Origin of the sequence: Paenibacillus sp. EKM10P (assembly GCF_011800655.1) — a bacterium.
Lineage (GTDB): Bacteria > Bacillota > Bacilli > Paenibacillales > Paenibacillaceae > Paenibacillus > Paenibacillus polymyxa.
On sequence record NZ_JAALET010000006.1, the window covers coordinates 103,567 to 125,361 of the forward strand.

16 protein-coding genes are annotated in these 21,795 nt (G+C 46.7%); 12 read left to right on the plus strand and 4 right to left on the minus strand.

Going from position 1 to position 21,795, the window contains the following annotated elements; genetic code table 11:
* Positions 1 to 80: 80 nt before the first annotated feature.
* Entirely contained in the window at positions 81 to 1,517 is a 1,437-nt protein-coding gene (locus HFE01_RS16280) for an FAD-dependent monooxygenase (RefSeq protein WP_167438544.1), read from the minus strand.
* Between the two features lie 307 nt (positions 1,518 to 1,824).
* Between HFE01_RS16280 and HFE01_RS16285 the strand changes: the two genes are divergently transcribed.
* Together HFE01_RS16285 and HFE01_RS16290 are read left to right on the plus strand one after the other, a co-directional pair.
* Positions 1,825 to 2,322, plus strand: a complete 498-nt coding sequence (locus HFE01_RS16285; RefSeq protein ID WP_107734449.1) for a DinB family protein — start codon at positions 1,825 to 1,827, stop codon at positions 2,320 to 2,322.
* Between the two features lie 185 nt (positions 2,323 to 2,507).
* Positions 2,508 to 3,707, plus strand: a complete 1,200-nt coding sequence (locus tag HFE01_RS16290) for an MFS transporter (RefSeq protein ID WP_017425638.1) — start codon at positions 2,508 to 2,510, stop codon at positions 3,705 to 3,707.
* Between the two features lie 23 nt (positions 3,708 to 3,730).
* Here HFE01_RS16290 and HFE01_RS16295 read toward each other — a convergent pair whose 3' ends face one another.
* On the minus strand, positions 3,731 to 4,552 hold the full coding sequence (locus HFE01_RS16295; protein ID WP_017425637.1) for an endonuclease/exonuclease/phosphatase family protein: 822 nt from the start codon (positions 4,550 to 4,552) through the stop codon (positions 3,731 to 3,733).
* 5 nt (positions 4,553 to 4,557) lie between these two features.
* Positions 4,558 to 6,222 carry a PTS transporter subunit IIBC gene (locus HFE01_RS16300; protein ID WP_016820178.1) on the minus strand — a complete coding sequence of 555 codons (1,665 nt, stop codon included), beginning with the start codon at positions 6,220 to 6,222 and terminating at the stop codon, positions 4,558 to 4,560.
* 245 nt (positions 6,223 to 6,467) lie between these two features.
* Between HFE01_RS16300 and HFE01_RS16305 the strand changes: the two genes are divergently transcribed.
* The 10 genes from HFE01_RS16305 (at position 6,468) to HFE01_RS16345 (ending at position 19,548) form a co-directional block, all read left to right on the plus strand.
* Positions 6,468 to 7,475 (plus strand): LacI family DNA-binding transcriptional regulator, encoded by a 1,008-nt coding sequence (locus HFE01_RS16305; protein WP_017425636.1) that lies wholly within the window; start codon positions 6,468 to 6,470, stop codon positions 7,473 to 7,475.
* A gap of 155 nt (positions 7,476 to 7,630) precedes the next feature.
* Positions 7,631 to 9,913: a glycoside hydrolase family 65 protein gene (locus HFE01_RS16310; RefSeq protein WP_016820176.1), complete on the plus strand. Its 2,283-nt coding sequence runs from the start codon at positions 7,631 to 7,633 to the stop codon at positions 9,911 to 9,913.
* Positions 9,914 to 9,937: 24 nt separating this feature from the next.
* Positions 9,938 to 10,603 (plus strand): beta-phosphoglucomutase, encoded by a 666-nt coding sequence (gene pgmB / locus HFE01_RS16315; protein WP_017425635.1) that lies wholly within the window; start codon positions 9,938 to 9,940, stop codon positions 10,601 to 10,603.
* Positions 10,604 to 10,769: 166 nt separating this feature from the next.
* The gene (locus tag HFE01_RS16320) at positions 10,770 to 12,248 is read left to right on the plus strand and encodes a spore germination protein (protein WP_167438543.1); all 1,479 of its coding nucleotides are present in this window, start codon (positions 10,770 to 10,772) and stop codon (positions 12,246 to 12,248) included.
* A 4-nt stretch (positions 12,249 to 12,252) separates the two neighbouring features.
* Positions 12,253 to 13,026 (plus strand): Ger(x)C family spore germination protein, encoded by a 774-nt coding sequence (locus HFE01_RS16325; protein WP_243208204.1) that lies wholly within the window; start codon positions 12,253 to 12,255, stop codon positions 13,024 to 13,026.
* On the plus strand, positions 13,023 to 13,154 hold the full coding sequence (locus HFE01_RS27365) for a Ger(x)C family spore germination C-terminal domain-containing protein (RefSeq protein WP_243208205.1): 132 nt from the start codon (positions 13,023 to 13,025) through the stop codon (positions 13,152 to 13,154). The genes HFE01_RS16325 and HFE01_RS27365 overlap by 4 nt, the downstream gene beginning before the upstream one ends.
* Positions 13,155 to 13,172: 18 nt before the next feature.
* Positions 13,173 to 14,273, plus strand: a complete 1,101-nt coding sequence (locus tag HFE01_RS16330) for a GerAB/ArcD/ProY family transporter (protein WP_243208206.1) — start codon at positions 13,173 to 13,175, stop codon at positions 14,271 to 14,273.
* A 202-nt stretch (positions 14,274 to 14,475) separates the two neighbouring features.
* Positions 14,476 to 16,131, plus strand: a complete 1,656-nt coding sequence (locus HFE01_RS16335; RefSeq protein ID WP_167438541.1) for an SWIM zinc finger family protein — start codon at positions 14,476 to 14,478, stop codon at positions 16,129 to 16,131.
* Positions 16,128 to 19,091 (plus strand): DEAD/DEAH box helicase, encoded by a 2,964-nt coding sequence (locus HFE01_RS16340; protein ID WP_167438540.1) that lies wholly within the window; start codon positions 16,128 to 16,130, stop codon positions 19,089 to 19,091. The genes HFE01_RS16335 and HFE01_RS16340 overlap by 4 nt, the downstream gene beginning before the upstream one ends.
* Before the next feature lie 112 nt (positions 19,092 to 19,203).
* Positions 19,204 to 19,548 carry a hypothetical protein gene (locus HFE01_RS16345; protein ID WP_016820169.1) on the plus strand — a complete coding sequence of 115 codons (345 nt, stop codon included), beginning with the start codon at positions 19,204 to 19,206 and terminating at the stop codon, positions 19,546 to 19,548.
* 91 nt (positions 19,549 to 19,639) lie between these two features.
* On the opposite strand, the gene HFE01_RS16350 is transcribed toward HFE01_RS16345, so the two are convergent.
* Entirely contained in the window at positions 19,640 to 21,733 is a 2,094-nt protein-coding gene (locus HFE01_RS16350; protein WP_107734442.1) for a pectate lyase family protein, read from the minus strand.
* Between the last annotated feature and the right edge of the window lie 62 nt (positions 21,734 to 21,795).

Consider the following 21,795-nt stretch of genomic DNA (forward strand, 5'->3'; position numbering starts at 1 on the left):
GGCATACTCCTCCTTTCATTATAGCCCACATTTGTTTCACAGGAAACAATATGGTCATGATCATACCTTTTTCCTTTATATTAACGTGACAATGCATCCTTAATAACACTCAATATATCCGTTTGTTTCACAGAAACAGCCCAAGCGATATACCCATCCGGACGGATGAGAACCGTATGCACATCTCTCCATCCAACGGGCAATTCTTCAGCTACGGCCTCCACATATGAAATATGTGAAAGTGAGATATGGCGAAACTCATTCGATACCTTAGTATCCTGTGCAAGATGGAGAAGCACAAATCGGCCTTCATGAAGAAGATCGTAAGCATACGATGTCACTCCGTTAGGCAACCGCAATTCAAAATCAGCAAACCGTTTCCCGTTCAGCGGATGCTGCGGTATATTGCCAGCCCCTGGATAACATACATCCAGTGCACTAATCTGCTCTGCCATAGACCGATTAATTTCCGGATGGCGGAACCATTCCTCATGTAATTGGCGGTGCGCCAAGACAGCAGGCGTAAAATCCATTAAGCGGGTCTGAACCTCGGTATTCCGTAAAAACTGCGTATTAACCGGATAGCGTTCGTCATGATAGCTATTCAGCAGCGTGTCTGGAGCCCAGCCACGAATCACTCCTGCTAGCTTCCATCCCAGATTCGCAGCATCACCTGCTAGCAGGATTCTCCCTTTACGATAGGTCTGCGCCTGCCGCGTTGCATTCCCAAATCGAGATAACCAGCGAGGATTGGATACGCCAAGATCTGTACCAAGCAGATCGCACAGCTCTGTGCGCACTTCTTCCAGCGTTACAGGTGCGTCTTTCGGGACATCCTTCAATCGAAGTGTAGTCAAAATAACCCGATAAATACCTGGAGACACGGGGGCAATCATCACCCCGCCTCGTTCACTATATTCGGAATGTACGCCATTTTCAGGCGGATTGGCTAACTCTACATCCGCTAATACAGCAGTCAGAGTAGTATCCGTGCCCGGAAAAGCAATCCCCGCTTGTTTCCGCACGATGCTCCCGGCCCCATCCGCTCCTACGACATAGGCAGCAGTCATCACCGATACATTGGCTTGTGGTCCAGACGTGCGTACACTCACCACTTCTACGCCCTGCTCCTGCTCCCGCACAGATACCACTTCCATGCCACGATGGACGACAACTCCCAGCTTGAGCGCATGCTCCTCAATCAACTGCTCTGTAATCACCTGTGGGATAAACAATGTATAATTGGAGGAACTATCAAGCACAGAAAAATCCAAGCGGGTATCCAGCATTGCAAAGTGACCTGTACGTATAGGTCTGCCGTGCTTCATAAACCGCTCCTTCAATCCACGCATATCAAACATCTCAAGTGTCCGTGGATGTAGCGTAAGCGCACGCGACTGGCGAATGGGCTCCTCCAAACGTTCAATTACACATACGCTTACCCTCGCCAATGCCAACTCAGCAGCCAACCACATCCCAACGGGTCCGCCGCCTACAACAATCACTTCGTAATCCATGTTCACACCCCTATCTAAAAACTTTTTCCCACCACCTATTGTTTCAACAGAAACAATATATATATATACGGAAAGCTCCCCTTAACGTTTCCGTATATACTAAACAACACATATAAATGTCGTTTATTGTTTCTCCTGAAACAATATTATTGTAATTCAATTGAGAACAATTATCAACTACTTTATTAAAATGATTTCTGCCCTTTACTTTAAACCACGTATTCATTTACATTTTGGAAAATATAATTGTATAATCGTAAAATAAGACTAAGCTAGAAACAAGCTCTCATAGAAGGGATGATCCTACATGTCGGATGCCAACCAATTATTCGGTCAAGCGCTGGTTAAATCACTGGTCGGGGAACGTGGACATATTCGCGTGGCTCGGGCTTTGCCAGACATTAACGTCGAGCTAGCAGGGAAGAAAAACGCAGAAATGCCCTACAGCATTTATCAACTACTGAAACATATGATTTACTGGCAGCAATTTATGCTGGACCATTTGGAAGGACGGAAGCCCCAGCTTCCGGGCAATGTCATGGAAAGCTGGCCCGAAGAAACTGGACCGCAAAGCGAAGAGGCATGGCAGGCTGTCATTAATGAATTTCTACAAGGCGTAGATCGGGCTGTGCAAATTGCCGAAACCGCGCAACTGGATGAATCACTGGCTCATTTCCCAGGTGAAACAAAAGCGGGATTGCTGCGAAATATCGCTTCCCACAATTCCTATCATTTGGGTGAAATTGTACTGCTGCGCCGTATTTATGGAGCTTGGCCACCACCAGGAGGCGGCTTTCCTGCATAAAGGCACACCTACCCTTGCCATACGTGTCACAACTCCAAAATGGCATTGGGATTTAGGCACAGCGTAGAGTACGCCTGCGTATCCTATGAAGGAACCCGCTAGCGAATGGAAGCCGTTCATGCATAATCAGGAGTCATCGGAAAAACGGTTCCCATAATGCAAGCTCAAAGAGAGGCTTCTAGGATATGGTAAGAAACTTATATTTAAATCGTAATATTGCCTGTATGATCGTGATCAGCCTTATTGCTAACATGAGTGGAAGCATGATCCTTCCACTCTTTGCTATTTATGTAGAGCAATTCGGGATATCAACACTTGGCATGAGCATTTTATTTTCTTTGTTTTATGTGGGAAGATTTCTTGGTGGAGGCATGGCAGGACAAATATATGAAAAGATCGGTGCAAAACGCTTGGGGTTGAGCTTACTCATCGCCGAAATTGTTTGTATGCTTCTGTTCCCGGTTGCAGGAAGCTTCATTGTTTTATCTATACTTAGACTTCTTCAAGGCTTGGTGGCTATAGGGCTAACCGTCTTCGTCAGAGTCACGATCAACCATATGAGCACCGCAGAGAATCGAGGCACGCTCAATGGATATATCAGCAGCAGTGAAGGTGCTGGTATGATTTTAGGCCCTCTTATAAGTGGAGTTATCGTTTTTTATTTTTCTTTATCCTTTCCATTCTATTTCGTTGCTTTTTTTGCCTGTATATCCTTCGTTGCCGTTTCAAGAATGACTTTCGCTAATTCTCTCTTAAAGCCACAGCCACAGCATCCCCCCTTTCAAAAATCGCAGAGAAGAATCAAATTAACGAAACAGTTGTTGCTTTATTCCACCGTTCATTTTCTTGAAATGAGTGCATTTGCTATATTTTTAACATACTTCTCAGTATATGCGACCTACAAGCTCCATTGGAGTCCAGCAGAAATCAGCTTAGCCTTTACAATCATCGGCATATCAACCTTTGTATCAGCACCCTTTATTGGCAAAATATCTGATATACTCAAGGATCGCTTGCTGCTATGTATCATCGGTCTATTGTTGATCATGATGGAAATCATCCTATTTCTGTGGTTCACAGAACCGTGGATCGTATACTTAGGGATGTTCATCGGAGGTATAGGAGGAGCCAGCTATCTGGATTCCTTTTACTCGCAGCTAGGAGATGTTATTCCTGAAGACAATAGAAGCTCATTTATCGGCAATGTCGTATCTTTATCCGAATTGGGGGCCATTGCGTCTCCGATCATCGCAGGTGCACTCATGGAACGTTTTAGCCTCAGTACCCCCTTTTATTACAATATGATATTAGTATTGATTGCGATTGTTATTCAATATGTCATTCGATTAAAATCGAACTCCGTAAAAAAAAGGCCAATCGCATAAGCAACTGGCCTCCTTTGTGTTCATCACAGTTCCAACTCGACTGCAACGCCGAAATGATCGGATACAACGGGTCCTGTTTTCCCGTTCAGTACGACCGTTGAAGATTGAACATGTGCGGCCTTATTGGAAAAGATGTAGTCAATACGGAGCGGCTCCGCATTACTTTCCCAGCCAGCAATAGCCTTGATAACCGTGTGTCCTGCATCACGTACAGCTGCATTCGAATAGGTGTCCGACCAACCGGATTGCAACACATAGTCATATCCTTCTCCGCGCACTTCAGCCGCGTTGTTGAAATCCCCCATCACAAACATAGGAGCCGGAGCTAAAGGAGCGAGCACTTCGATTGTACGATCCCATAGTCCGCGGAAGGATTCCTCATCATTCCACCAGTTATAATGCCCACTGACAAACCAGGCCTGCACTCCGTCCACCACAGTCTGAATGCCCACAATTTTACGCGAGCGGTAGTTGTCATAGTCCTGTACCGAGGAAACATATTCGTTCACCGTAGCTGTAATCGGTGCTTTGGACAGAATCGCCAAACCCTCGTCATATTTGGCAAAACCCACATGCGCAGGAGCCCACGTCCAGTGATAGGCATCGGACAATAGCCCATTCAGTACATAAGCATAGTTATCACGTTTAATGACAACTTCAGGATCTGCACTATAGTACGCGCCCAAATCGTCCGCTGACAAAGGAGTCTCTTTCATGGACTGATTCACTTCCTGCAAAGCAATGACATCAAACTGCTGTTCATCAATAAAAGCAGCCAATTGCTTCAGCTTATCGTGCTGGTTTTCTTCCATCCAAGCATGTGCATTTAAGGTTAACAATTTCAAGCTAATCACCTATTGAGTATGTCTTGTATATCTGATTTAAGCACATCGGCCTTTGGTCCGTAAACCGCTTGTACCCCATTATCTACTTTAATTAAGCCCAAGGCGCCTAGCGCTTTCCACGTCTTTTCATCCCCGACAGCTTCTGTATCCTTCACCGTCACACGCAGACGGGTCATGCAAGCATCCACCTCGACAATGTTCTGCTCACCCCCAAGTGTCTTGATGATATCCGCAGCCAATTGATTTTGAGTTGAAACCGCTGCCACACCATCCGTTAATGTACTCTCTGCCTCGGAAGTCGCTTGAGGCTCCTCATCCGTATAGTTCCCCAGTCTTCCTGGCGTAGCCATTTTGAATTTACCGATCATAAAATACGCGATAAAGTAGGTTGCTACCGCAAACACAACACAAGTCAGCACGAAGTTGATTATATCCTGTACCAACCCCGCATTTATAGACAATGGCAATCGAGTCAGCAGTTCAATCATACCAAATGAATGTAAACGCAGATGTATGATATCAGCCATTCCGAACGCGATTCCGGTAAGAATAGCATAAACTACATACAACACGGGCGCTACGAACATAAACATGAACTCCAGCGGCTCCGTCACCCCTGTTAAAAAGACGGCTGCTGCTGCAGAGAAAATCATTGACTTGTACTTGCTGCGTTTATCTTTATCTACGCGGCGATACATAGCCACGGCCAGCCCCATAAGGATACCCGCTCCGCCGATCATCTGTCCTACTTTGAAGCGGGCAGGCGTTACGTCTCCCAGCAAGCTGTTGTAGGCTGCCGGATCCGTACCACGAAGTGCACTGAGATCACTAGCCCAAGCCAGCCACAGCGGGTCTTGCCCAGCAACAACGCTTCCTGCTCCAGAACCCGTGAGCACCGTGTAAACGCCACCAAGTTGAGTATAGTTAATAGGAACGGTCAGCATATGATGAAGACCAAAAGGAATCAGCAGTCTTTCTAGTGTACCATAGACAAACGGCGCTACAAAAGGAGCCGACTCTCCCGAAGTCGCCAACCAGACGCCAAATTGGTTAATCCCTCCTTGGACAAATGGCCAGACAGCAGACATGATCAAACTAACGATTACAGACCATAAAATCACGACAAAAGGAACAAAACGCTTACCGTTAAAAAAAGCTAGAGCATCGGGGAGCTTGCGGTAATTATAATATTTATTAAATACCACGGCCCCAACGAAGCCGGAGATGATACCGACAAACACGCCCATATTGAGTGCAGGCGCCCCCAAAATAGAGGTGAAATAACCACTAACTGGAATCGTTGCACCGAAGAGGGTATGGGTAGTTGCTCCCTCTTGTGTTAGCATCTTCGAGGATACGCCCAAAATCGTTCCTGTTGAAATATTGATGAGAACAAAAGCAATTAAGGCCGCAAAAGCTCCGCCCGCTCGTTCCTTAGCCCAGGAACCACCAATCGCCACGGCAAACAGGATGTGTAAGTTGTTGATAATACCCCAACCCAGATTCTCCATGACCCCGCCGACAGTCACCCAGAAATGAATATCGCCAGCCAACATCGCTACTACTTTACCAAGTGAAATCATAATCCCGGCTGCTGGCATGACAGCAACAACCACAAGAAGTGCCTTCCCAAGCTTTTGCCAAAAATCAAATGATAGAAGTTTTTTCATGCTCGTTCAGTCTCCATCCCTTATAGTATGTATAGCATGGGTAGTGCTCAATAAAAAATATTATGCAATCGGTTGCACGATTATTATAATGATATCGCTTTCTATTGGCAATACCCTAGTTATAAATATCTTGGTTAATGATGATAGAAATACTCGAAAAAGCCGCTAATTTGTTGAAATTGGAGCAATATCGTATGATAGAACATAATATTTTCTGCTTGAGATAGCAAAAGGAGACGAAGACGATGGCAGTAACCATCAAAGATGTCGCAAAACGTGCTAAAGTTGCTACTTCCACCGTATCCCGTGTCATTCAAGACAGCCCCAAAATCAGCGAAGCCACCAAGGCACGCGTTCGCAAAGAAATGAAGGCGCTTGGCTATGAACCCAACTATTCCGCTCAAAGCCTGGCTAACCGTGTCACACAGTCGATAGGCATTATTATGCCTGAATCGGACGTGGCGATCTTTCAGAATCCTTTCTTTCCAGAAAGCCTACGCGGGATCAGCGAATGGGTAAACGAGCACAACTATACACTGTCGATTGTCACAGGCAAGACGAGTGATGAATTGCTATCCCGCGTAAAGTTGATGACCCGGACCGGACGCGTTGACGGCTACATTGTCCTGTACTCCAAGCAAAAGGACAGCATCGTGGAGTATCTTCATAAAGAGAAAATCCCCTATACCGTCATCGGCAAGCCTCAGCAGTTTGTCAGTGAAACTACCCATGTAGACAACGATAACTACCAGGCTGCCAAAGATGTGGTCACTTATTTGACGGGGCTGAAGCATGAGCGCATTGCTTATGTTGGCGGTGATCAGGAACACATCGTAAATCTTGAAAGACTCCGAGGCTACCAAGATGCACTACGAGAGGCTGGCTTGCCTCTACCAAAAGAATACGTGGTTAGGGAGCCCTTTAATCTGGAGGACATGCGCACGTTATTACAGGCTTCCCCGCCACCTACAGCGATGATCGTTAGCGATGACCTTGTAGCCATGGCCGTACAGAAAATGCTTGCTCAGTTAGGCGTATCCATGCCAGAGCAGCTCTCCATGGTGAGCTTTAATAACTTGATGCTGGCTGAGCTGATGAATCCCCCTCTTACTTCCGTGGATATTGATATCTTCAGCCTTGGTTATCAGGCTGCCAAAAGTCTGATCGAAAAAATTAAAGACCCGAAAGAATTGACCAAGCACATCATTGTTCCCCACCGAATTGTAGAGCGCAAATCAAGCCAGACACTATGAATCTCTAAGAAATGAACAAGAACTGATTTTGTGGATATTCATAAAATCAGTTTTTTTTGCGTTGACAGGGCAAACGGTTGCGCTATATACTGAACTCGCTCATATATTGGTTCCGTTAAAACAACGATCTCATTTTCCGAGAGGGGTACGCAATCATGGTTTACAACCGATTATTTGACGTAGATAGTTGGAAGCTGACAACACACACTCTACATAGCACACACATGCGATTACAGGAAAGCTTAACGTCCATAGGCAACGGTTATATGGGCATGCGCGGCAATTTTGAAGAAACTTATTCAGGGGATCATCATCAAGGGACGTATATCTCCGGTATATGGTTCCCTGACAAAACAAAGGTAGGCTGGTGGAAGAACGGCTATCCTGAATATTTTGGCAAGGTCATCAATGCCATGAATTTCATCGGCATCCGTCTGATTGTAAACCAAGAGGAAGTGGACTTATTTACGGCACAGATCAGCGATTTTGTGCAGGAGCTGGACATGAAGCAGGGAATCCTGCGGCGCGCTTGTACTGTGAACGACCAGGTTCGTATCACTACAGAGCGTTTTCTGAGCATTACTACACGTGAATTATGCCTGATTGATTATCAGGTCGAAAATATAAGCGATCAGCCTTTAAGCATTGAGCTTGTTCCTTATTTGGACGGCAATACGAAAAATGAGGACACCAACTATGACGAGGTATTTTGGCTGGAAGAGGCCCGTGAGGTTCAAGAGCAATTCATCAGCCTGTCCACAACGACGATAGATAATCCCTTCGGTATTCCGCGCTTTACCGTAAACGCTACCATGGGTATTGTAACCGAGGGGCAAGATGAGCAGACGACGGAAGAGGGCTTTTTGTATGCTGCACGCCACTATCAATATAACGTCTCGCCAGGTGACCGTATCCAACTGCAAAAAATTGTAGCCGTCACCACTTCACGCGATATGGAAAAGGATGCATTGATTCCGCAAGGTGAACGCATCGCCGTGGAAGCTGTCAACAAAGGCTACACCTCTCTAAAGCAAGAGCATATCGACGCTTGGGCCAGACGCTGGGACAAGGCAGATGTCGAAATTGAGGGGGATACGGAGGCCCAACAGGGAATACGTTTTAACATTTTTCAGCTATTCTCTACGTACTACGGTGAAGATGCCCGTCTAAATATTGGACCGAAGGGCTTTACGGGTGAAAAATATGGCGGTGCCACCTATTGGGATACAGAAGCATATGCCGTACCTATGTACCTGGCGCTTGCAGACCCGGACGTAACGCGAAATCTGTTGCTGTACCGTCACCAACAACTGGAAGGTGCCAAGCATAACGCAGCCCAGCAAGGGCTTCGAGGGGCATTGTACCCTATGGTCACTTTTACAGGCGTGGAATGCCATAACGAATGGGAAATTACCTTCGAGGAAATTCATCGTAACGGTGCGATTGCTTATGCCATTTACAATTACACCAATTATACGGGGGACTTGACCTATCTGCATGACTACGGAATCGATGTACTAGTCGAAATTAGCCGCTTCTGGGCCGATCGAGTTCATTTTTCTAACAGTCGTCAGCAGTATATGATCCACGGGGTTACCGGGCCGAACGAATACGAGAATAACGTCAATAACAACTGGTATACCAATACGTTGGCTGCGTGGGTTCTGAAATATACATTATCGGTCTTGCCTCAAATTTCGACTGAGAAAGCGCAGCGTCTGGCAGTTACAGCTGATGAGCTTGCACATTGGCAAGATATCATCAACAACATGTATTATCCGTATGATGAAGAGCGGGGCGTCTTCGTACAGCACGATACTTTTATGGATAAAGATTTGCAGCCTGTATCCACTTTGCATCCGAGCAATCTGCCACTTAATCAGAAATGGTCATGGGATAAAATCCTACGTTCCTGCTTCATTAAGCAAGCAGATGTGCTGCAAGGGCTCTATTTCTTTGGAGACCAGTTCACGCTGGAGGAAAAAGCGCGAAATTTTGCATTTTACGAGCCGATGACCGTTCATGAATCCAGTCTATCTCCTTCGATTCATGCCGTGCTGGCCGCTGAACTCAAAATGGAAGATAAGGCAGTCGAAATGTATAAACGGACGGCCCGTCTGGATCTGGATAACTATAATAACGATACCGAAGACGGACTCCATATCACCTCCATGACAGGAAGCTGGCTGGCGATTGTACAGGGATTTGCCGGGATGAGAACCTATAATGAAACACTCAGCTTTTCCCCTTTTCTACCGAAGGACTGGAACAAATATACGTTTAAAATCAACTATCGCGGCCGCTTGCTAAGTATTCTCGTACAGGAGGGTGAAGTAATCATTACCCTGCTGGACGGAGAACCGCTGACGCTGGAGCTGTATGGACAGCCAACGCACATTACCAGTGGGCAATCGTTAATGGCGAACAGTGCTTCATAAATGGACCAGACAGGGGGAAAGCATATGAAAGCAGTTATTTTTGATCTGGACGGAGTCATTACAGATACGGCTGAATATCATTTTCAGGCATGGGGCAGCTTGGCGGCAGCGCTCAGCATCCCTTTTGATCGGGAATTTAATGAACAGTTAAAAGGAATCAGCCGTACGGAATCACTCGAAAAAATACTAGTGCGTGGTAACCTGTCCGATACGTTATCAGAAGAAGGCAAGCAAGAACTGGCCATGCAAAAAAACACCGAGTATCAGCGGCTTATCTCAGCTTTAACTCCCGCAGACGTTCTTCCCGGTATTAAAGCGCTTCTGAAGGAGCTTCGTGAAGCCCGAATCGGCATCGCGCTCGCCTCTGCGAGCAAAAATGCAGCGTTTATACTGGATCGGCTGGAGCTAGCACACTATTTTGACAGTGTGGTGGATGTTACGGCCATTCGGAATGGCAAGCCTGACCCAGAAATTTTCCTCGCCGGAGCTGCGAATTTGGGCGTTCAGCCTGCCGATTGTATCGGCATAGAAGACGCACAGGCCGGCATTCAGGCGATCAAGGGCGCCGGGATGTTCGCGGTCGGTGTAGGAACGCCTTCGCAAATGCAAGGTGCGGATATCGTGGTAGCCACTACAGCCGAGCTTTCTTTGAGTATGCTGGAGGAACATTTTTACGAGTTCAAAAAATGATCTCATTCTGATTAAGTTCATATGACGTTATGTATGACTAGAGACGAACACCATTAGGTGTTCGTTTTTTTCTTGTACTGTACAAAAGGATTCATGAATATTTATCACTATTTTACACTTATTACATGCATATCATGCTTTAAGTTTTTTGAAGGGGGAAGCGTCATTGGCAAGATCACTCGAGGCGAAATTAGATTATCTTGAAAAGACCCTGGGTCATCTTCCTGATGTCGTCTTCAAAAAAATGAATGTAGGCCAAACGGGAATTCATGTCATTATGATCTATCTCTCCGGTATTGCGGATACAAGTATGATTAACGAACAAATCGTCAAGCCGCTCATTTTAACTGGAGTCCGTGAAAACCACTCCCAAGTTAATCCTGAGAAAATAAAGGAGGAGTTGATACAGCAGACAGCATTTACGATCGATATGACAGAAGGGACAGACCTTGAGACGTGTGTAAGCAAAGTATTATCGGGATATACTTGTCTGCTGATCGAAGGAACGGATGATGTTTTTTTTGCTTCTACAGGCAAATTTCCTTCGCGAAGTGTTGATGAACCCAGCACCGAAACTTTGGTTAGAGGACCAAGGGAAGGTTTTATTGAGGATTTGGAAAGTAACCTGGCAATGGTTAGAAGGCACATCAAAGATATTAGTTTCAGAATAGACAAAATAACCATTGGAAGGAGATCCTCCCGTAAATTAGCAATCTTGTACATATCGGATATCACAAATCCGGAGCTAGTTCAGGAAGTGAAGCGAAGAGTCAAAACGATTGATGTGGATGATGCTTCTGATACCGGGGTTATTGAGCAATGGATCGAGGAACATCCATGGTCTCCGTTTCCCCAGATTCAAGCCTCTGAACGCTCGGATAAAGCGATAACGGCCTTAATGTCAGGGAGGGTTGTCATTATGCTAGATGGCACCCCTTTTGTCCTAATTGCTCCCATGACCTTCTGGATGCTGGCTCAATCCCCAGAGGATTATTATGAGCGTTTTCCTTTAGGAACATTTTTCCGTATGCTTCGTTTAATGGCGTTGTTCATTGCAACATTCCTGCCTTCGTTGTACGTTGCACTCATTTCTTTCCATCCTGGATTAATCCCGCCTGAGCTGGTCATATCTATCGTTGCCTCAAGGGAGGGAATCCCTTTTCCCGTTTTTGTGGAGGCTTTAATTATGGAAGTGGCATTGGAAATATTGCGTGAGGCAAGTCTGCGGCTACCCAAAGGGATAGGACAGGTCATCGGTATTGTAGGCGGTCTTGTTATTGGACAAGCAGCTGTCGAGGCGGCGGTTGTAAGTGCTTTTCTGATTATTGTTGTTGGTCTTACTGCCATTGCGTCCTTTGCAAGCCCGCAGTACAGCGGCAGTATCGGAATCCGGCTTCTTCGTTTTCCCATTATGATGATCGCAGGGGTTTATGGGCTGTATGGAGTAATTTTAGCCTTTATTTTTTTAGGCGTACACATGGTCCAGATCAAAAGCTTTGGAGTTCCTTACATGTCACCCCTGGCCCCTGTTCGGCTAAGAGATCAACAAGACACCTTGATACGGGTTCCTTTTAAATACCTCAGAAAGCGTCCGATCATGCTAAAAACACAGGACGAAACACATTCTAACAGGAAAAGGAAGTAAACCTATGATTTCTTACGCCTTTCTGTTTCGTCGCACCCTCTGGGTGCAAAAATGCTTTGCCGCATGGATCGTGTGTGCTCTCCTCACCGGTTGTTGGGATAGCAGAGAGATCGATAACTTGAGTATTATTCAAGGTGTCGCCATTGATATGGATCAGCAGGATATGCTGGAACTTACCTACCAGCACTTAATCGTGCAGAAATCCAAAAAAAATATGTACAGCAACGTAACAACCTTTAACAAGGATTCCATCCAGTCTGCTTCCAGGGAACAGGCCAAGCAGGTATCCCGTGCTCCTTTATATAGTTTTATTCGCCTGATTTTGATTAGTGACCAAGCTATACAAAAAAGAAGAATCGACCAGTTGTTAGATACGTTTACTCGCTCCTATAAACCAAGTCGAAAATCACTTGTTATGATCATAAAAGGCAATGCAAAAGAAGCGCTCAATAAGATCGGTAAACATCAAGAGATCCCTTCTATTGACCTTGAAGCAATGGCTAAAAACAGCAATTTAAACTCAAAAATACCTTATAGAATAACATTAGGGGAAATTTCTACGCATATCTCACAAGGAGCTGACTTCATCGTTCAAGGCATAGAAACCAATGGAGGCAACCACTTCTCTGGCGCAGCTCTGGTCAGCGGCAAAACGAAGAAATTTGCTTATTGGCTGGACGAAGAGGATGTCATCGGAATCAACTGGATGCTGGGAAAAACGAAGGGCTCAATTATTAGAATTGAGGACTCAAAAACGAAACAACACATGGTAAAGTGAACTATCCCGCTTACTGGGATCAGGTAAAGGAAAATTGGCAAGATACATTCAGTGAAATACCGATCAATGTTAAGGCTAAAGTACAGATAGAGCGAACTGGTGCCTATTCAAAAGAAGAGGGTGAGTAAATGTCTAACATACCTTCCATGAAACAGGAAAAGATATCCACCACGCAAGCCTTATTTACCGTCACTTCGACTGTGTATGCTGTGGGTATTGTCAGTTTACCAAGAACCATTGCGGAGAAGACGCAAACACCCGACGTGTGGCAGGGACTTTTGCTGGCAACTCTGCTTGGGATCGGCGTCATTTTTATCCACGTTAAATTGTGCCATAGATTTCCAGGGAAGACGTTCTATGAGTTCAATCCTGTGATTGCAGGTAAATTCATCGGCTTTCTGATCAATATCGCATTTATTGTATTTTGCACGATGATCTGCTCTCTTGTATGTAGAATGATGGCGGAATTCCTCAAAGGTCTTGCACTGGAGAGAACCCCGATAAGCATGATTCTCTTGCCGTTTCTTCTGCTTATTGGGTATTTGACCTGGGGCGGTCTCCATGCAATGGTGCGATTGATCGAGCTTTTTTTTCCTTTAACCTTTATTGTTTTTTTATTGTTGATCATTCTTAATATCAACCATTTTAATCTTGATAATTTGCGCCCTGTTTTCCATAAAGGTTGGCGTCCGATCTTTGAATCACTTAAAGTTATACCTTTCTCTACAATGGGTTTTGAATCGATCCTTATATTAACTAATGTGATGACCCACCCACAAAAAGCATGGAAGGCCGGGTGGATTGGCTACTCGATTGCAATGGGTTTGTATATTTTAATGGTAACGATGGTCATTGGCTGTATGTCAGTAGAAGAAGTTTCCCGATTGCAGTGGCCCGTCGTTTCTTTTGCACAGCAAATTGAATTCCCCGGTGCGTTCCTGGAACGATTTGAAATATTATTTATTATTTTGTGGACGATCAAAATCTTCATGACCGCCTCAAATTATTATTTCTATATTGTTACTGGAATCAGCCAGCTCACCCAAAAGTGGAACAGGTATATCTGTTATCTCCCGTTAATTATATTATTTTGCCTGAGCATGTATCCCCAAAATTTTATTGAAATAGGCAACTTCGATAAAATAATAGGTTATGTTGGAATTGTTGTATGTGCAGCAGTACCTTCAGTGCTTCTTGTCATCTCTATGGTCTTCCATCGAACAGAAAAAACGGATGAAAAACAGTAAAGGGCATCTCCTCGCTCTTCCCGATGACTCCTCCCCTTATGCTATAGCGTAAGGGGTTTTACTTTTTAGCCAGCGGTTATTCCTCGAAATTTTCCAACTGCCCCCTCCACTCAATTACATTCGTGAACTGATATAATGGAAGAGTTAAGCTACTATTAGATCAATATCAGATCAACTATTCTCTCTTAGGAGACTATTGCATATGAAACCAACCTATCTTATGGATGATATACAGTGGCAGCAGCTCATTCAAAACGTGGCTGACCATTTTAATGATGTGACAATCAAACGAGGTTTTCAGTACTTTAAGCAGGGAAAGGTCAAAGAATTCGTAATGCCTGATGCTGACCATATCGCGGCTGTCGTGGACGGGAACGAGCTCTATGAAGTGGATCTTCACTTGAGCGCTTTTGCTGCCAGCAGATGTACATGCCCTGTTCGCACCAACTGCAAGCATATGATCGCTGTATTACTGAATTACGCGAATGAACAGGAACGTTCGGTACACGCATTAGTGAACGCTCATTCGGCAGGATTCACACGGCTGACCACAAAAGCAGACACCCGTACCACACCTGCTTTCCGGTCGAACCCTTCGCCGGATCACAAGGAAGCAACAAGAGATGCTCTCCGTAAAAAAGCAAGCAACATACCGGACATGCCCGTTTCCGAATGGCATGATCTGTTCGATCAGTGTATCGCCCTTAATCATGTGCACACTCAAAATTCCCAATATGTGCAAAGTGCTTTAGCTTCGATCTATGCTGTGAAGCCGCCACTCTCACCTGGCATACAGCAGCTATATGGACTTCATGCTCATCTGCGTGTACTGGAAAAGCTGGTACCTCAGACCCCCATGACGGGTTACCCCACTCATACCTATATGGGTTACTACACCCAAATCGCCGCAGATGAGCTTAAAGAGGCGATTGAGCGTGATTTTGAGCGCCCACTAGAGCTGACTGATGAACCGATGCATGAAGCCCGTATGGCAGAAACTTTAGCTTATTTACGTCAAAAAATGCTGACAGAGTCGCGGAACGGTACTTATTTTTCAGACGCGTACTATCAGTTTTGGCTGTACTGGGTGTATCCTACAAGGCAGGACCCTAGCATATATACGGAAGAATTACAGCATTTACATGCAGCTGAAGAGGAGCATAGTGCTACGTTGGCACGGCTTCCGTGGATGCTGGCTCGGAGCTGGATGTATGTTTACCAAGCGCAGAATCCTAAAGCCTGGGAGCTGCTACATGAGGCAGAACAAGCTTTTCCACTAAAAATCTCCTCTAGCCAATTGCTATTGTTCTTACATGCGTTGCGACAGGGCGAAGATTGGATACGTCTCAAAGACGGCCTGCGACATATCGGTCCCCTGCTTCATAGTCATCGGGATGATCATTTACAGGATTATATGCATCATTGGGAGCTGGTTTTGCAGCATCTCCCAGAAGCAGAGCAGGACATGTGGAACACGCTGGTGGATATGCTTCCATTTGCGGGTGGGCTGTATGAAGAGGCCCTGCTTGCTCATGAGAAATGGCGGCAATGGATCGACTATCAGCTAAGCATACGCAGTGAACCTTTGAGTTTTCGGGTGAGCGTGCTGCAACCCATCGAAAAGAACGCGCCTGAGTTACTGCTGCCCTTTTACCATCAAGCGGTAGAACGTTATGTGCTGGAAAAAAACAGATCTAGCTATAAAGCGGCAGTTAAACTGTTAAAGCGATTGTTCAAGCTGTACAAAAAAATGAAGCAAGAAACACGCTGGGAGCTGTTCTTCACGACCTTTACCAGCCGTCACAGCCGCCTGCGGGCGCTACAGGAGGAATTGCGGAAAGGGAAATTGTTATCATGAGCCAATATACCGAAACGATTACGGTGCACATCCAATTAACTACCTATGGAGACGCGCTAATTTATGGCGATTCCTCCATGAACTATAGCATTTCCGGTCAAATGTTGAAGCAACGTCTGTTTGCTTGGCATGAGGCTTCATTTTATGGCACCGAGCTAGAGATTCAGCATGTTCAAGACACAGATATTATCGTGCTGCCCTCGGAGCAAGTGATTCCTTTTCTGGCAGAGCAGGAGCTTCTACAGCATATCGAATGGATCTGGGACGAGGCCAATGCCCCGTGGCTTCGGCTGATCCGTCCATTGGCTCACTGTATTGAAACGAAAGCCTATGTGCCCAGCTTCACGTCGTTCCAGGCAGGGAAGCTGCAATGGAAGTGGGATGCAGAAGCGTTGGAAAACATCCAACCGGCAGAGCTTGCCTTGCTGGACAGCCTGGATGAGAACGAGCGCGATGGGCTGGTAGCGGCGTTCTCGGCCGCTGTATTTCAGCGCTGGTACGGCACCGAAGCGGAAGCTGCTGACTTGCGAAGAGAATATCCGATTCTCTTCGCTCCCCAACGTCAGGTCGCAGCAGGCCTGGATGCTCAGGCATGGCTGATCGCCATTGGCTGGAAAGCTGATACCGCGCCATTTCGCCCGCTTCTGCAACTGCTGGAGCCAGAGCTGGAGGACGACGAGCCGTCCTGGCAGCTCAAGCTTGTGTTGCAGGACAAGCAGGACCCGGCCTTGCTGGTGCCTGTACAGCTCGCCGCTGACGGTTATGCCTCCGGCTCATGGCCCGAAGCGTGGACGGCGCATGTGCGTGAGCGCTCAGGCGGGTGGCTGGAACGCTTGACCGCTATTTTGCCCGCAGGGCAGCGTGCCGGAAGCCGTGATGACATACTGAGCCGCCCGCTCTCTGACGAAGCCGCATGGCAATTCCTGACGACCGACAGCCAGCGTCTGCTGGAAAGCGGTTGGCAGGTGCTGCTGCCAGCCTGGTGGGAGGCAGCCACCCGCAAGAAGCCAAAGCTGCGGGCCAAGGTTCGCCCAGGCGAAGGGGCGGGAGAGCGCACGAAGGGCAGCTCGCTGTTCGGACTGGACTCCATTGTCCAGTTCGATTGGCGTGTGGCCATCGGCGATGCCGATCTGAGCGAGTCGGAGTTCGCCGAGCTTGTGGCTCGCAACGAGCGCTTGGTGCGCTTTCGCGGACAATGGATCGCGCTCGACCCTGCGCTGCTGGCGCAAATCCGCCGCGCCATGGACGGGATCGACAGTGCTGAGGGATTGTCCTTTCAGGACATCCTGCAGTTACATCTGCTCGGCAACCCTGACGAGCCTGAAGGCGACGCCTCGGGCGAGCAGCCGGAGGACCCGGCACGCTTCCGACTGGAAGTAGAGCTGAACGCTCATCTACTGAAGCTGATCAGCCAGCTCGGACGGCAATCGGAATGGCCCGCTTTGGACGTACCCGATGGGCTGCAAGCCGAGCTGCGGACGTATCAGCAGGACGGGTATGCATGGCTTGCCTTTTTGCGACGCTTCGGATTGGGCGCGTGCCTAGCCGATGATATGGGACTCGGCAAAACGGTGCAGTTTATCACTTATTTACTGCACCTACAGGACATTGCCGCCGAGACAGGTGTGCGCTCCAGTTCGCTGCTGATTTGCCCGACTTCAGTGCTGGGCAACTGGCAGAAGGAGCTCAGCCGCTTCGCTCCCTCCTTGAAGGTCATGCTGCACTATGGAAGCAAGCGAGAACAAGGAGACTTGTTCCGCGAAAAAGTCGAGCAAGCTGATGTCATCCTGACCTCCTTCGCTACGGCAACTCTGGACCAAGAGCTGCTGCAGAGCATGACTTGGGATTCGATCTGCCTGGATGAAGCGCAAAACATTAAAAATGCGCAAACCAAGCAATCCACAGCTGTGCGCAGCTTCCCTGCACGTCATCGTATCGCGTTGACAGGAACACCTATTGAAAATCGGCTGTCCGAGCTATGGTCCATTTATGATTTCATCAATCCAGGTTATCTGGGCAGCTCACGCGCCTTTAGCAATCGCTTCATGAATGCTATTGAGAAAGAACATAATGAGCAGCGCACGCTGGATCTGCAAAAGCTGGTTCAACCCTTCATGCTGCGGCGCAAAAAGAAGGACCCTGCGATACAGCTTGATTTGCCTGACAAGAACGAGATGAAAACGTACATTCACCTCACCTCCGAGCAGGGCGCGCTCTATGATCAGATTGTTAAAGAGCTGATGGAACGGATGCAGAAGCTGGAGGGGATTGAGCGCAAAGGAGCCATTTTATCAGCTCTGACTCAGTTGAAGCAGCTTTGTGACCACCCTGCTCTCTTAACTAAGGAGGCGCTCCTGGATGCAGCAGCTTCTGGTTATAGTCAGCCCGATCTTGAAGCGGTTATTAGCCGTTCATCCAAGCTGGAGCGCATTCTGGCTATGGTCAAGGAGCTGCGGGAAGAGGGCGAGCGCTGTCTTATTTTTACACAGTATATTGGTATGGGTCAGATGCTTCAGCAGGTACTCACTCAGGAGCTTCAAGAACCCGTGCTCTATCTGAACGGTAGTACATCCAAAACTGCGCGTGACCGAATGATTGATCAATTCCAATCGCACACGCTTCCCCCTGACGAGCAACCGTCCGTGTTTATTTTATCGCTCAAGGCCGGAGGGGTGGGCCTCAATCTGACAGCTGCCAACCATGTCTTTCACTTTGATCGCTGGTGGAATCCAGCTGTTGAAAATCAGGCCACAGACCGAGCCTACCGGATGGGACAAACCAAAGATGTACAGGTTCACAAATTTATCTCGTTGGGTACGCTGGAGGAACGCATTGACGAGATGCTGGAGAGCAAGCAGCAGCTCAGTGACCAAATCATCACCAGCACCGAGGGCTGGATTACGGAACTGTCTACAGACGCGTTAAAAGACCTCTTTACGCTACGGCGCGAGTGGGCATAATGAGGTGCTAAGTTCGTTATACGCCTATTTTAAGGAAGAGTAGTTTATAGCACGGTCCAACACTCCTTTGTGTGCATTTAATAACTCATCACAACAAAGGAGTTGATTTTTAGTGGCCATTCGTCCTCCACAAACGCTGAAATCTACGGGCAGAAAGGTTCCTGTTACGAGATATCGCAATGTGAGTCCAACACAAACCCTTCGTAGATTTACAGTTATCTGGGCTAATAATGATGGTGTACCTTTTAACACGTCTGGATTTTTTGCAACACTCCGGCGTTTAGATGGAACCTTTGTCCAAGCTGCAGGCTTCGACCGCTTTGGTACTGCCCGATTCAACAGAGTCCGCACACCTACAAACCAGCCTTATATTCTGCGTACTTTTAGAGATGATGGAGTATTATTCCGCGTTAGATCCGTACCTGCTGGCGTGTCCTCATTTGTCGTTATTGGTTAAGTTCGTACCGAACGCAGCCTAAACATGTTTAACAACAAAAGCAGTCAGAACAGAGCGTATCTGTCCCGACTGCTTTTTTCAAACTACCTACCTACTCGGAATCTTCTTCCACTTGTACGTCTTTCGTAGCGGCTGTATTGTACACCGTTTTGAGCCAGTTCTCACTCGACCAGTTCAGCTTGCCTGCGCCCGCTCCGTCCTTGGCCTGCAATTGAGCAACCAAGTTGGCAGGGTCTTCGGCTGTATAGCTGTATGGCAACGTTGTGAACCCATTCCAAGAGAAGCTCTTAGCCTTTGCTGGATAAGGAGCTAATGGGCTATTCGCAGCGTCACTGCCGCCTCTGAACACGGCACCGTTGTCCGAAAAGATAACATCCTCGGCTTTGATTTTACCTGTATAATCCGCTTTATTAGGGTCTTTTTGATTGTTACGCACCGGAGAAAACACATCTATTAAATACGATTTTTCTAGCAGCACCGCGCCGTTTTCTGTTGAAATCGCACCATTACCCACGACGTCAAAATGATATCCTTTGGCAGCGATCGCTTTGGCCATGTCGGACGTAATTCTTTTTTTGGCTCTGGCCAATCCAGCATCATCCATAACGATGTTATATGCATGCGCATTACCACCACGCAAACGTGGCATACGGTCCTGAATATCCAGATAATAATTATGATGCAGCGTCACTTCCAAATCCGCATTGTCGCCTGCCATTTCCGTGGCACCCACCAGATGCGCTTTCTTTTGTCCTGCTGCAATATCAATGATATCTTCTTTACTCATGCCCACTGCACTGCTTCTCAAATAAGCGTACATAGGGTAGGAGGACTTATCTGCTTCCATGGCATTGACTTGTTGGGTTACCCAGCTGTTGGAGCTGCGGTCATCTCCTTTGAACAAGGACCAGGAAATTGTAACTCCGTTACTGCCCTTTTTCACATCTACCAGGCCATCATAGGCTTTGTTAAATGTACAATGGTCGATCCATACCTTAGAGCTTGCACCTTCGATGGTAATATAATCCCAGTCATTTTTGTCATAGTTTCCTTTGGTTGCTTCATCCCATTCCCACAGTTCATCAAATTCAAGGTTACGGAAAATCAGATTAGAGCTTCGTTTGATGACAAAACCGGCATGCTTGATTTTCGCACCATTGGCCGAGAAGATTGTAACTCCATTCATATTCTCGATATAGACTTTGCTCACCCCTGTCTTTTTTAGAACAGGATGTGTTTGTACAGGATTGTTGGCACTAAATGGCATTGCCTTCGCAGCGCTAGGAATTTCATTCCAGCCAAGGTCCAGATCATTCATAATCTCAATCACTTTAACCTTGCTGCCTTTTTTCAATGCTTCGTTGAGATCTACAGCATTGTACACCTTTTTGTAATTGGCATCGGTATCGGCGATGTTCCCACCACCCGTATTACCATATGAAAAGCCAGTCAAATTATAGTTATTTTTGGAGGTTACACTGGGGTCCACCCCAGGAGTCGGTTGTTCTGTACCTGGAGCCGGCTTCATAGGAGGTGTACTTGTCTCCCCTTCCGAGGAAGCACCTGATACAATCACATTATCGAACTGGGCAACTGCTTTGGACGTTACCAAACCCATAGCTCCAGCAGTGAGACTGGTGTCTGCTGCGGACAACTCCAGCTGATCATTAACATACATTTTGATTTCCGAACCGGATAGCTCCAGCTTCACTCTGTACCATGTATTGGTGTCCAGTTTGTATGTTTTATTAGTAGCCAGTGTCTTCATAGAGCCATTAACTTTTTTACGAATCTCAAGGGCTCCGCCTTTCTTGTTGTACAACGATGCTGCATAGAAGTTGTTAGAATCCGTGTATCTACCTGCCACATATACTCGATTAGAGCCATTAAAATCATTTACATATACATCTGCTTGCACACTATAATTTGTCCATGAGGTATTGCCTTTTACGGAATGGCTTTCGCTTCGACTAGATTGTTGGTATGTAGAACCATTCCCGTCCTTGACCACAGACCAGTTCCCCGAACCTGCGGACCAGCCTTGAGCTTCTCCTTGTTCAAAATCATCACTTACCTGTACATTCTCGTCAGCCTGTGCGTGGCCTAATAGCGGTAATGATAAAGATAACGCCAACGTACTGCTTAACACGACACTTGCACATTTTTTTAATAAACTCGATTTCATATCACAATTCCCTTCTCAATTGGATTTATGAATACTAAAGCAAACGGTATATAACGTATTGA